Here is an 11,993-nt window from a genome sequence, read left to right as displayed (position 1 = left end):
CTATCCCCTCAACAGGAAGAGGACGACAATGAGGACAGCGAGCAATGCCTGAATCATCGTATCACGCCAGTGCCACCTCAGCTGCCTGTATCTCGTCCTCCCAGCGCCTCCACGGTATCCACGGACCTCCATGGCGACTGCCAGGTCTTCCGCCCGCTTGAACGCACTCACAAAGAGAGGAACGAGCAAAGGAATGACCGCGCGAATCCGTTGTTTGACTGAGCCAGTACTGATGTCCGATCCCCTTGCCAGTTGCGCTTTCAGTATCTTATCTGTCTCATCCATCAATGTTGGGATAAAACGCAAAGAAATTGACATCATCAACGCCAGCTCATGTACCGGCAATTTGAACCGCTTGAACGGACCGAGCAAATCCTCCATCCCATCCGTGATTGATATTGGCGAAGTTGTCAGCGTCAGTATCGACGTCAACATCACAAGCACAAGAAAACGGATTGATATGAAGATTCCTTGTCGTAGCCCTTCTTCATAAATCTTGATGAACTTCCAATCAACGAGCAGCGCTCCCTCTTTCGTAAAAAAGATATGCATGAGCAATGTGAAGACAATTAGGAAAAGAATCGGCTTCAATCCATTGAGAAGAAAATATAGTCGGATCCTCGAGCTGAAAATGACAATAAGCGTAAAGCCAAGCAAAACTGCATAGGTCACTGTATTATTCGCCAAGAATACACCGATTATGAAAAAGAAGACAAACGACAATTTCGCACGCGGATCAAGCTTGTGAACAAATGAATTGCCCGGGATATAGCGACCAAAAATCATTTTTTCCAGCATTACCGACCACCTGCTTCCGCAGCGGCGGATGCTATCGCCTTTGCCAGCTGTTCTTCTGTCAAAGCCAGACCACTCAAGGAGCGTCCGATCAACTTCTCTATGTCACGCTGGAATTTCACAGAACGTGGTAAACCGAGTCGGTAGGAAGACAGCCTCTCATCATCCCCGAACACCTTTTCAGGTGGTCCGGACATGACCGAACTTCCATTATGCATAACAATAATATGATCAGCATAACGTGCAGCGTCTTCCATGCTATGAGTAACAAGGATTGTCGTCAGCTGTTCTTCTACATGAAGTCGTTTGAACAGCTCCATAATTTCATGTCGTCCCCGTGGATCAAGCCCTGCGGTAGGCTCGTCCAGCACCAGCACGGATGGTTTAAATGCCAAGACTCCTGCAATCGCAACCCGACGCATCTGTCCCCCGGATAGATCGAATGGGGACTGCTGTGCGACTTCTGCCGGCAAACCAAGCAATTTTATCAATTCATGCGCCCGTTTTCTTGCTTCTTCTTCAGGCACCCCGAAATTCATCGGCCCGAACATGATATCTTTTTCAACCGTTTCCTCAAAAAGCTGATGTTCCGGAAACTGAAAAACGATTCCTACATGCCTTCGGACATCTTTCAGACCTTTTGCTTTCGTTCCTGCAGTAATCGTCGTCCCCCCGATTTTCACTACCCCTTCCGAAGGTTTCAACAATCCATTCAAGTGCATAAGAAGTGTCGATTTACCCGACCCGGTATGCCCGATAATCGCTGAATAAGAGCCGGAAGGGATTGTTGCATCCACATCTCGCAACGCCCGTTTTTCAAAAGGAGTGTCTTTCCCGTATAAATATCCTACTTGCTGAAGTGAGATGTCCATAATTCATTCACCAACTCTTCTTCCGTCATATGCTCCCCGTCAAGATCCATTCCAAGTTCCCGCAACAAACCGGATACTCTCAAAGCGAATGGCAGGTCCAAGCCTATTTCTTCAAGCTCTTTCCCGCGGGCAAATATCTGATCCGGACTGCCAACCGTCAATACCTTACCCTTATTCATGACAATAATGCGATCTGCCAGCAGTGCCTCTTCCAAGTCGTGTGTAATGGAAATGACTGTGAGTCCAGTTTTGCGCTTTAATTCTTCAACCAGGCGAATCACTTCGTTGCGTCCCTGCGGATCAAGCATCGATGTCGCCTCGTCCATAATAAGAAGCCTCGGATGTAAAGCGAGTGCTCCTGCTATTGCCACGCGTTGCTTCTGCCCGCCTGAAAGATGGTGCGGCTCATGATCAAGGAAATCGCCCATATTCACCTGAGCAAGTGCTTCACGGACCCGGGTCACCATTTCTTCAAAAGGGACACCGTTATTCTCCAATGCAAATGCAACATCATCTTGGACTGTAGAACCGACAAACTGATTGTCAGGGTTTTGAAAAACGAAGCCCATCTGCGATCGAATCTCCCACATATTGTCTTCGGTCATCTTTTCAATGAACAAATTTACGTCCCCTTCATCCGGGAACAAAAGTCCAATCATCAATTTCGCCAGCGTCGACTTTCCCGACCCATTATGACCGACAATCGCTATCCATTCATCTTCCCGTACCGTAAACGACACACCATCGACCGCTTTCTTCGGTTCTTTCTCGTCCTCATCACGGTAAGAATAGGACACATTATCCATCGATAGAATTTCCCTCATCGCCTACCACCCCCGGCTACATTCACATTATGTATAGTACAAAGAATCCCTATTGATTGACTGGAAATCCTACTGAACAATTTAGACAATTATTTTTGGATAAAAAAAAGCGCGCACCTCATCCGAAGAAATGCGCTCATATCTATGACTGGTGCCAGGTGCTCAATCCGGTACCGCGGATGAGGTGCGTAGAGCTAGACCGGACGGCATGACCGTCGATCGTAACACTCAGCTTTTAAATGTGTCGTATAAATTTTGAAAAAAAGGGTGCGGCTCTGGGCATACCAGACACACCCTTTGAAGAATTTATTTTATCCAGCAGGCGTTTGAACGCCCGTAGAAAAAATTAAACGAGTTCGATTACAACGACAGGTGCTCCGTCGCCGCGACGAGGTCCCATTTTCATAATACGTGTATATCCACCTTGACGCTCTGCGTAACGTGGAGCAACATTATCAAAAAGTTTTTGGATTGCGAAGATTTCTGTCTCATTGCCTTCATCATCTGTCATTGTAACAAGTTCACGACGGATGAATTGTGCAACTTGACGACGTGCATGCAAGTCTCCACGTTTTCCAAGGGTAATCATTTTCTCAACGACTGAACGCAATTCTTTCGCACGAGCTTCTGTCGTTTGAATACGTTCATGTACGATAAGGTCTGTCGCTAGATCGCGAAGCATCGCTTTACGTTGTGAACTTGTACGTCCAAGTTTTCTGTATCCCATAGAAGTTTCCCTCCTTCAATCTATAAATTCGCTCAATCTTCCATGCGTAACTCTAGGTTAAGCTCGTCCAATTTCGCTTTCACTTCTTCAAGTGATTTACGTCCAAGATTCCGTACTTTCATCATTTCATCCTCTGACTTGGTAGCAAGTTCAAGAACTGTATTGATGCCTGCACGTTTTAGGCAGTTGTAAGATCTAACTGAAAGGTCAAGTTCCTCAATCGTCATCTCGAGCACTTTTTCTTTCTGATCTTCCTCTTTTTCTACCATGATTTCTGCAGTTTGTGCTTCATCTGTCATACCGACAAATATATTCAGATGCTCCGTCAGGATTTTCGCCCCGAGTGAAACAGCTTCTTTTGGACCGATGCTGCCATCTGTCCAAACATCAAGTGTCAACTTATCGTAGTTCGCCATTTGACCAACCCGAGTGTTCTCCACCTGGAAGTTAACGCGTGAAACTGGAGTGTAAATAGAGTCGATTGGAATAACGCCAATTGCGAGATCCTCACGTTTGTTTTGATCAGAAGGTGCATAACCCCGTCCACGTACTGCATACATACGCATGCGCAAGTGTCCGTTTTTACCAAGAGTCGCGATAGGAAGTTCCGGATTCAACACTTCTACGTCACTATCATGTGTAATGTCCGCAGCTGTGACGACTCCTTCGCCTTTCACGTCTATCTCAATCACTTTCTCTTCATCTGAATAGATTTTGAGAGCCAGTTTCTTCACGTTCAAAATAACTGATGCGACGTCTTCGACGACACCTTCAATTGTTGAGAACTCATGAAGCACGCCATCAATCTGAATAGATGTAACAGCAGCCCCCGGCAGTGAGGATAGTAGGATGCGGCGCAGGGAATTCCCTAATGTGTTACCGTATCCACGCTCAAGCGGTTCGATGATAAATTTACCGAACTTGATGTCTTCGCCAATCATAACTGTTTCAATCTTTGGTTTCTCAATCTCGATCATTCATTTACCCTCCTTCAAAACGTCAGATGTATAGGCCGTTCCATATTGAAATCGATTTTCATAGACGGCAAATTGCAATCGCACAATCATTGTTGACAAAAATTGTGTTTCTCAATCAAATGGAGTAAAAGCCATTATACACGACGGCGTTTTGGCGGGCGGCATCCGTTATGTGGAACCGGTGTAACATCTCTGATTGCAGTAACTTCAAGACCTGCAGCCTGTAGTGAACGAATAGCTGCTTCACGTCCAGCTCCTGGACCTTTAACAGTTACTTCCAACGTTTTCAGACCGTGCTCCATAGATGTTTTTGCTGCTGCTTCCGCAGCCATCTGTGCAGCGAATGGCGTTGATTTACGGGATCCTTTGAAGCCTAGTGCACCTGCACTTGACCAAGATAGTGCGTTCCCTTGCATATCAGTGATTGTAACAATTGTATTATTGAACGTCGAACGGATATGTGCAATCCCGGATTCAATATTCTTTTTTACACGACGTTTACGAGTTTGTTGTTTACGTGCCATGTTAAGAAGATACCTCCTTTACCTATTATTTTTTCTTGTTCGCTACTGTCCGTTTAGGACCTTTACGAGTACGGGCATTGTTTTTCGTGTTTTGACCACGAACAGGCAAGCCACGACGATGACGGATTCCACGGAAGCTACCGATTTCCATCAAACGTTTGATGTTTAGGGAAGTTTCACGTCGAAGATCACCTTCAACTTTAAGATTGTCCATTTGTTCACGGATTTTATCAAGCTCAGCGTCAGTAAGATCACGAACGCGCGCGTCTTCAGATACTCCAGCTGCTGCCAATACTTTCTGAGCAGTTGTTTTTCCGATTCCGAAAATGTAAGTTAATGAAATGACAACGCGCTTATCGCGCGGAACGTCTACTCCAGCAATACGTGCCATATATATTGTGCACCTCCTTCAGAATTAGCCTTGTCTTTGTTTATGTTTAGGATTTTCACAGATTACCATTACTCGGCCGCGTCTGCGAATAATTTTACATTTTTCGCAGATCGGTTTTACAGATGGCCTTACTTTCATCTTACCCAACCTCCTTCAGTATTCCGGAGTACAAAAGTCTATTTGAAACGGTATGTGATTCGACCACGTGTTAAATCATAAGGCGAGAGTTCCATTGTCACTTTGTCGCCAGGCAGGATGCGGATAAAGTGCATACGGATTTTGCCAGATACATGCGCAAGAATCGTATGGCCGTTTTCCAGCTCTACTTTGAACATCGCATTCGGCAACGTTTCGAGTACGGTTCCTTCAACTTCAATTACATCATCTTTCGCCATCAATCCTGTCTCCCTTCTATATCCAATAAAGGTTCTCACCATCGAGCGGCATCAGTCGCCTTTAAAGCTTCCTTCAACATATGTCCGGATTGCAAGAGTGATGTTCGAAAGAGGTCAGTCACATTCCGTTTCCCTTAAGTCCGTCCTCGACTTCTTCTTATGGAAAATCGCGTCGAAATGGACACGACTGTCCAGAATGCCGTGGATGAGTTCCCAGTTGCATTATACAGTTCTTTTCACGAAATCCATTATACTCGCCTAAGCGATAAAATGCATCTGCTAAAATCCAACTAGTTGTTATACCGGGCATCATATGCTTTTGCAACCCGTTGAAACGTTCTTTCCGTCATCAATACTATACTACCCAATTTCTGCGTATATTATCTTAGTACGAAAAGGATTACTGTACGCTCTCTAAAAGTACAGCGTCCAGGTCCTTGAAAACGTCTTTGATGTCTTGTTGCCCATCGATATTCACCAACACCTCTTTGGAATCGTAAAACGCCAAGAGTGGTGCCGTTTGGTTCATATTTACTTCCAGACGGTTCGTGACAGTTTCCGGATTGTCATCGGCTCGCTGATAAAGTTCTCCGCCATCCTTATCACATACACCTTCAACCTGTGGAGGGTTGAAAAGCAAATGATACGATGTTCCGCAAACTTTACAGATGCGGCGGCCTGTCAGCCTCGCGATAAGTTCTTCCTTCTCGACCTGGATATTGATGACATGCTCAATTTTCCGTCCCATGTCCGCCAAAAGCCGATCAAGTGCTTCAGCTTGTGGAACAGTACGAGGGAAACCATCGAGGAGGAATCCATTATCGCAATCGGATTTGCTTAATCTTTCACGAACAATTCCGATTGTCACTTCATCAGGGACAAGTGCCCCCTGATCCATGAACGATTTCGCTTTGACTCCAAGTTCCGTGCCTTCTTGAATAGCAGCACGGAACATATCGCCTGTAGAAATATGAGGGGTTCCGTACTTTTCGACAATTCTGTCTGCCTGTGTACCTTTACCGGCCCCTGGCAGACCCATTAATACGATATTCATACGTATTGCACTCCCATTCATATTCAAATCACGAAGTGATGAACCTTCGCGAGTATTACTTCATGAAACCTTTGTAATGCCTTTTCACGAGTTGTGATTCAAGTTGTTTCATCGTTTCAAGTGCAACCCCGACAACGATGATTAAACTTGTTCCTCCAATTTGCGCAGACTGTGGAAGGTTTGCGAAATTGATGAAGAATATCGGCATGACCGCAACGGTGGCGAGAAAAATCGCACCAACGAATGTCAGTCTATACAAAGTGCTCGTTAGGTAATTTTGTGTATTCATACCTGGACGGATGCCCGGGATATAAGCGCCTTGCTTTTTCAAATTATCCGCAATGTTCTCGGGATTCACCTGGATGAACGCGTAGAAGTATGTGAATGCAATGATCAGTATCAGATAAAAGACCATTCCAACCGGTTTCGTATAATCGAAAACGTTTGTAATTGTGGTCGTTACACTGTTAGTGCCAAAGAAGGTCGCTATTGATTGTGGTGTAATAAAAAATGCAGAAGCAAAGATTACCGGGATAACCCCCGCAGCATTAAGTTTCAATGGTAAGTGTGTCTGTTGGCCTGCAGCCGTTTGACTACGTCCTGTGACACGTTTCGCATACTGGATTGGTATCTTCCGTAATGCTTCCTGGAAGTATATGACCAAAACTGTAATCGCAATGATCAAAACGAGCAGTAGGGCCATGAGCGCAAGTTTAATGAACAATGCGTCGCCCGCTCCTTGGATCTGAGTTGCGTAAAGTTGGTTGACTGCATTCGGGATCGCCGCTACGATACCGGCGAAGATGATGATGGAAATACCATTCCCTACACCTTTTGCCGTAATCTGTTCGCCGAGCCATAAAAGAAATGCAGTTCCTGCCGTCAATACGATCGCGATGACCACATATGTCGAAACACCTTCGTCTTGTATCAGTGTACCGCCGTACATCCGGTTGAAACCGAAAGACATGGCGATTGCTTGGATAAAGGCTAGGATTATTGTGAAATACCTCGTGAACTGTGCAAGTTTGCGTCTTCCGACGTCCCCTTGTTTCGCCCATTCAGCAAATTTCGGTACGACATCCATCTGCAATAATTGCACAATGATGGATGCAGTAATATAAGGCATGATTCCCATTGCAAGGATGGAGAAGTTCGCAAGGGCGCCACCGCCAAATACGTTCAGTAAGCCAATAAGATTATTATCAGTTTGCTGTAAAGCAGTCGCATCAACGTTCGGGACCGGAATGAATGTTCCAAGTCGGAAAACGATTAGTACAAGCAGAGTGTAAAAGATTTTAGACCGTATGTCTTTCACACGCATAAAACTGGCGATCGTCTGAAACATTAAACCACCTCGGTCTGTCCGCCCGCTTTCTCGATTGCTTCCTTAGCAGAAGCAGAGAATTTGTGAGCTTTGACAGTGATCTTTTTCTCAAGAATTCCGTTACCCAGAATCTTAATACCTGATTTAGCGTTGCTCACGATGCCTGATTCAATTAGTAGCTCAGGCGTTACTTCAGTACCTTCGTCGAAACGATTAAGTGTATCAAGGTTTACAATTGCGTAATCCTTACGGTTGATGTTAGTAAAACCACGTTTAGGAAGACGTTGGAAAAGTGGAATTTGACCACCTTCAAATCCTAGACGAACGCCACCACCCGAACGGGAGTTTTGTCCACCGTGACCTCTACCAGAAGTTTTACCAAAACCAGATCCGATTCCGCGTCCAATACGTTTACGTTTTGTACGAGAACCTTCGGCAGGTTTCATAGTGTGTAATTTCATCTCATTGGCACCTCCTTATTCAAAAAATCGAAAATTATAGTTCCTTAACTGTAACTAGATGGCCAACTCTATTGATCATGCCGCGGATTGCGACATTATCCTGATGTTCGACCGTTTGATTTATTTTACGTAGTCCAAGCGCTTCGACTGTTTTACGTTGTGTTGGCTTCGAGCCGATAACGCTTTTTGTAAGGGTGATTTCAAGTTTATTCGCCATTGTATTTCCCCCCTTAACTATACAGTTCTTTCACGGATTTACCGCGCAATTTAGCTACTTCTTCAGCGCGTTTCAAATTCGTTAATCCTTCGATTGTTGCACGGACCATGTTGATTGGTGTGCTTGAACCAAGTGATTTTGAAAGGATATCCGTGATGCCTGCAAGTTCAAGTACCGCACGGACAGGTCCGCCGGCGATAACTCCAGTACCTGGTGCTGCTGGTTTGATGAGGATTTTTCCTGCACCAAAATGTCCAAGTACTTCGTGCGGAGTTGTTCCTTTGACCATTGGTACAACGATCAAATTCTTCTTTGCATCTTCGATGGCTTTACGGATCGCATCCGGAACTTCTTGTGCTTTACCGGTACCGAAACCGACGCGGCCATTTTTATCTCCGACAACGACGAGAGCAGTGAAACGGAAACGACGTCCGCCCTTCACAACTTTCGCTACGCGGTTAATCGTAACTACGCGTTCTTCGAATTCACTTTTATTCTGATCATTACGACGCATGAAATGTGTCCCTCCTTCTTAATTAAAATTCCAGACCGTTTTCACGAGCTGAGTCCGCAAGAGCTTTCACACGGCCGTGGAATAGGTAACCGCCGCGGTCAAATACTACCGCTTTAACGTCCTTTTCAACAGCTTTCTTTGCAATCATCTCGCCGACTTTTACTGCTGCTGCAGTGTCTGCTTTGGATTCAGATCCGAAATCTTTGTCCATTGAAGAAGCACTTACAATCGTGACCGCATTTACGTCATCAATCAATTGAGCATAGATATGCTTGTTTGAACGGAAAACGTTTAGGCGTGGACGAGCTGCAGTCCCGCTGATTTTATTACGTACACGTACATGACGCTTCTTACGAGTAGCATTTTTATCTTTTTTCGTAATCATCGTGATCACTCCTTCCGGATGCCTTAAGCGGCATTATTTACCTGTTTTACCTTCTTTACGACGGACAACTTCGCCTTCGTAGCGAATCCCTTTGCCTTTATACGGCTCTGGTGGACGTACTTGTCTGATGTTCGATGCAAGAGCACCTACGCGTTCTTTGTTGATACCGCGGACAGTGATCTTTGTGTTAGATGGAACTTCAACTTCGATTCCTTCTTCCGGTGTGAATTCAACCGGGTGAGAATAACCAATGTTCAATACAAGTTTTGGACCTTGAAGGGAAGCACGGTAACCAACACCGACTAGCTCAAGTTTACGTTCAAAACCTTGTGAAACGCCAATTACCATATTGTCGAGTAGTGAACGCGTCGTTCCGTGAATAGAACGGTGTTCTTTGGATTCAGAAGGACGGATCAAAGTGATCACATTGTCTTCCTGCTCGATTTTAATATCCGTGTTAAATGTGTTTGTAAGTTCGCCTTTAGGACCTTTAACAGTGATGAAGTTACCTTCTGCGATGGTAACCGTCACGTTTTCAGGTACCTGAATCGGCTTTTTGCCAATACGGGACATTCAATTGCACCTCCATTCAATTGTTACGAATTACCAGACGTAAGCTACTACTTCTCCGCCTACTTGTTTAGCGCGTGCTTCCTTGTCAGTAAGAACGCCATTTGATGTGGAAACGAGGGCGATACCAAGGCCGTTCAAAACTTTAGGTACATCGTTTGTTTTTGCATAAACACGAAGACCAGGTTTTGAAATACGTTTAAGACCAGTGATGACACGCTCGTTATTTTGACCATATTTAAGGAAAATGCGGATGATACCTTGTTTGTTATCTTCTACATATTCAACATCGCGTACGAAACCTTCACGTTTCAAGATTTCTGCAATTTCTTTTTTCATGTTTGAAGCAGGTACTTCAAGCTTCTCGTGACGAACCATATTGGCGTTACGGATGCGTGTAAGCATATCTGCGATCGGATCACTCATTGTCATTACATTTACCTCCTTCCCAAATTTAGGGGTTTACCAGCTGGCTTTTTTGACGCCAGGAATTTGTCCCTTATACGCTAGTTCGCGGAAACAAATACGGCAAAGCTTGAATTTCCGGTATACAGAATGCGGACGACCACAACGCTCACATCGTGTGTACGCTTGAACTTTGTGTTTCGGTGTTCGTTGTTGTTTAGCGATCATTGATTTTTTAGCCACGTTTTCGCCTCCCTCTTATTTACTTCTGGAACGGCATGCCGAACTGCGTCAATAACTCATGTGCTTCTTCGTCCGAGTTAGCAGTCGTAACGATGACGATATCCATACCGCGTATTTTAGAAACTTTATCATAGTCGATTTCAGGGAAAATAAGTTGTTCTTTCACACCAAGTGTATAGTTACCGCGACCGTCGAATGCTTTCTTAGAAACACCACGGAAGTCACGTACACGAGGAAGGGAAATTGAAATCAGTTTGTCAAGGAATTCATACATGCGCTCACCGCGTAATGTAACTTTCGTCCCGATAGGCATACCTTCACGGAGACGGAATCCTGCGATTGACTTCTTCGCTTTTGTGATGACCGGCTTTTGACCGGAAATGATTGTTAGATCTTCCACTGCCGCATCTAGTGCTTTCGTGTTTTGAACAGCATCACCAACACCCATGTTAATGACGATTTTGTCCACTTTAGGGACTTGCATAACTGATGTATATTCAAACTTGCTCATAAGAGCAGGTGTGACTTCGTTTTTAAACTTTTCTTTTAAACGGCTCATCTGTTGGACCTCCTTTCATCCGTTACTTATTTGTCCAGTAATTCCCCGGATTTTTTAGCAACACGAACTTTTTTGCCATCTTCGATCTTGTAACCTACGCGAGTCGGCTCGCCTGTTTTAGGATCGATTAACATGACGTTTGATACATGGATAGCTGCCTCTTGGCTCACGATTCCACCTTGAGGATTTTCCTGGTTAGGTTTCGTATGTTTCTTGACGATGTTGACACCTTCAACAAGCACACGATCCTTTTTAGGGAAAGCTACTAGGATCACACCAGTTTTACCTTTATCTTTACCTGTGATGACCATAACTTTATCGCCTTTTTTAACGTTCATTCTGTCGCACCTCCTTGATTGGTACTATCATGTGATTAAAGAACTTCAGGAGCGAGTGAAATGATTTTCATGAAGTTGCTGTCACGAAGTTCGCGAGCAACCGGTCCGAAAATACGAGTTCCACGTGGGCTCTTGTCGTCACGGATGATAACACAAGCATTTTCATCAAATGTAATATAAGTACCGTCTTTACGACGCACTCCGCTTTTCGTGCGGACGATAACAGCTTTGACGACTTCACCTTTTTTAACAACGCCACCTGGTGTTGCTTTTTTCACCGTAACTACGACTACATCACCGATGTTTGCCACCTTACGGCCTGAACCGCCTAAAACCTTAATTGTAAGTACTTCACGAGCGCCTGAGTTGTCGGCGACTTTCATACGACTTTCCTGTTGGATCATTGAGGCTACCT

Annotated in this window: 21 protein-coding genes; all 21 read right to left on the bottom strand. The window is 44.8% G+C overall.

Annotation, left to right across the window (positions count from 1 at the left end; genetic code table 11):
- The 21 genes from HDC33_RS12885 to rplN all read right to left on the bottom strand — a co-directional run bounded on the left by HDC33_RS12885 (position 1) and on the right by rplN (position 11,982).
- Positions 1–798 carry an energy-coupling factor transporter transmembrane component T family protein gene (locus HDC33_RS12885; protein WP_179392984.1) on the bottom strand — a complete coding sequence of 266 codons (798 nt, stop codon included), beginning with the start codon at positions 796–798 and terminating at the stop codon, positions 1–3.
- On the bottom strand, positions 798–1,667 hold the full coding sequence (locus HDC33_RS12880; RefSeq protein WP_179392983.1) for an energy-coupling factor ABC transporter ATP-binding protein: 870 nt from the start codon (positions 1,665–1,667) through the stop codon (positions 798–800). The genes HDC33_RS12885 and HDC33_RS12880 overlap by 1 nt, the downstream gene beginning before the upstream one ends.
- Positions 1,643–2,491: an energy-coupling factor ABC transporter ATP-binding protein gene (locus HDC33_RS12875; RefSeq protein WP_179392982.1), complete on the bottom strand. Its 849-nt coding sequence runs from the start codon at positions 2,489–2,491 to the stop codon at positions 1,643–1,645. The genes HDC33_RS12880 and HDC33_RS12875 overlap by 25 nt, the downstream gene beginning before the upstream one ends.
- Before the next feature lie 346 nt (positions 2,492–2,837).
- Complete coding sequence (rplQ, locus tag HDC33_RS12870) at positions 2,838–3,218, bottom strand: 50S ribosomal protein L17 (RefSeq protein ID WP_179392981.1); 381 nt, start codon at positions 3,216–3,218, stop codon at positions 2,838–2,840.
- A gap of 32 nt (positions 3,219–3,250) precedes the next feature.
- Complete coding sequence (locus HDC33_RS12865) at positions 3,251–4,195, bottom strand: DNA-directed RNA polymerase subunit alpha (protein ID WP_179392980.1); 945 nt, start codon at positions 4,193–4,195, stop codon at positions 3,251–3,253.
- Between the two features lie 134 nt (positions 4,196–4,329).
- On the bottom strand, positions 4,330–4,719 hold the full coding sequence (rpsK, locus tag HDC33_RS12860; protein WP_179392979.1) for a 30S ribosomal protein S11: 390 nt from the start codon (positions 4,717–4,719) through the stop codon (positions 4,330–4,332).
- 25 nt (positions 4,720–4,744) lie between these two features.
- The gene (gene rpsM, locus HDC33_RS12855; protein WP_179392978.1) at positions 4,745–5,110 is read right to left on the bottom strand and encodes a 30S ribosomal protein S13; all 366 of its coding nucleotides are present in this window, start codon (positions 5,108–5,110) and stop codon (positions 4,745–4,747) included.
- 24 nt (positions 5,111–5,134) lie between these two features.
- Positions 5,135–5,248: a 50S ribosomal protein L36 gene (gene rpmJ, locus HDC33_RS12850; RefSeq protein WP_084212378.1), complete on the bottom strand. Its 114-nt coding sequence runs from the start codon at positions 5,246–5,248 to the stop codon at positions 5,135–5,137.
- A 38-nt stretch (positions 5,249–5,286) separates the two neighbouring features.
- A complete protein-coding gene (gene infA, locus HDC33_RS12845; protein WP_067204804.1) occupies positions 5,287–5,505 on the bottom strand; it encodes a translation initiation factor IF-1 in 219 nt (72 codons plus the stop codon).
- 400 nt (positions 5,506–5,905) lie between these two features.
- On the bottom strand, positions 5,906–6,559 hold the full coding sequence (locus HDC33_RS12840; RefSeq protein WP_179392977.1) for an adenylate kinase: 654 nt from the start codon (positions 6,557–6,559) through the stop codon (positions 5,906–5,908).
- Positions 6,560–6,614: 55 nt separating this feature from the next.
- Positions 6,615–7,907, bottom strand: coding sequence for a preprotein translocase subunit SecY (gene secY / locus HDC33_RS12835; protein WP_179392976.1), 1,293 nt, complete (start codon positions 7,905–7,907; stop codon positions 6,615–6,617).
- Complete coding sequence (gene rplO / locus HDC33_RS12830; RefSeq protein ID WP_179392975.1) at positions 7,907–8,347, bottom strand: 50S ribosomal protein L15; 441 nt, start codon at positions 8,345–8,347, stop codon at positions 7,907–7,909. The genes secY and rplO overlap by 1 nt, the downstream gene beginning before the upstream one ends.
- 34 nt (positions 8,348–8,381) lie before the next feature.
- Positions 8,382–8,564: a 50S ribosomal protein L30 gene (gene rpmD / locus HDC33_RS12825; RefSeq protein ID WP_179392974.1), complete on the bottom strand. Its 183-nt coding sequence runs from the start codon at positions 8,562–8,564 to the stop codon at positions 8,382–8,384.
- A 13-nt stretch (positions 8,565–8,577) separates the two neighbouring features.
- On the bottom strand, positions 8,578–9,078 hold the full coding sequence (gene rpsE / locus HDC33_RS12820; protein WP_179392973.1) for a 30S ribosomal protein S5: 501 nt from the start codon (positions 9,076–9,078) through the stop codon (positions 8,578–8,580).
- Between the two features lie 22 nt (positions 9,079–9,100).
- Positions 9,101–9,463 (bottom strand): 50S ribosomal protein L18, encoded by a 363-nt coding sequence (gene rplR / locus HDC33_RS12815; RefSeq protein WP_179392972.1) that lies wholly within the window; start codon positions 9,461–9,463, stop codon positions 9,101–9,103.
- A 33-nt stretch (positions 9,464–9,496) separates the two neighbouring features.
- Entirely contained in the window at positions 9,497–10,036 is a 540-nt protein-coding gene (rplF, locus tag HDC33_RS12810; RefSeq protein ID WP_179392971.1) for a 50S ribosomal protein L6, read from the bottom strand.
- Positions 10,037–10,066: 30 nt separating this feature from the next.
- The gene (gene rpsH, locus HDC33_RS12805) at positions 10,067–10,465 is read right to left on the bottom strand and encodes a 30S ribosomal protein S8 (protein WP_179392970.1); all 399 of its coding nucleotides are present in this window, start codon (positions 10,463–10,465) and stop codon (positions 10,067–10,069) included.
- 30 nt (positions 10,466–10,495) lie between these two features.
- Positions 10,496–10,681, bottom strand: coding sequence for a 30S ribosomal protein S14 (gene rpsN / locus HDC33_RS12800; protein ID WP_179392969.1), 186 nt, complete (start codon positions 10,679–10,681; stop codon positions 10,496–10,498).
- A gap of 19 nt (positions 10,682–10,700) precedes the next feature.
- Positions 10,701–11,240 carry a 50S ribosomal protein L5 gene (gene rplE, locus HDC33_RS12795; protein ID WP_179392968.1) on the bottom strand — a complete coding sequence of 180 codons (540 nt, stop codon included), beginning with the start codon at positions 11,238–11,240 and terminating at the stop codon, positions 10,701–10,703.
- Between the two features lie 26 nt (positions 11,241–11,266).
- Entirely contained in the window at positions 11,267–11,578 is a 312-nt protein-coding gene (gene rplX, locus HDC33_RS12790) for a 50S ribosomal protein L24 (RefSeq protein WP_179392967.1), read from the bottom strand.
- A 35-nt stretch (positions 11,579–11,613) separates the two neighbouring features.
- Positions 11,614–11,982 carry a 50S ribosomal protein L14 gene (rplN, locus tag HDC33_RS12785; RefSeq protein WP_179392966.1) on the bottom strand — a complete coding sequence of 123 codons (369 nt, stop codon included), beginning with the start codon at positions 11,980–11,982 and terminating at the stop codon, positions 11,614–11,616.
- Between the last annotated feature and the right edge of the window lie 11 nt (positions 11,983–11,993).

This window comes from Sporosarcina sp. JAI121, from assembly GCF_013408665.1.
Lineage (GTDB): Bacteria > Bacillota > Bacilli > Bacillales_A > Planococcaceae > Sporosarcina.
The sequence above is the reverse complement of the archived record's forward strand: the minus strand, read 5'-3'. Positions and strand labels throughout refer to the sequence as shown.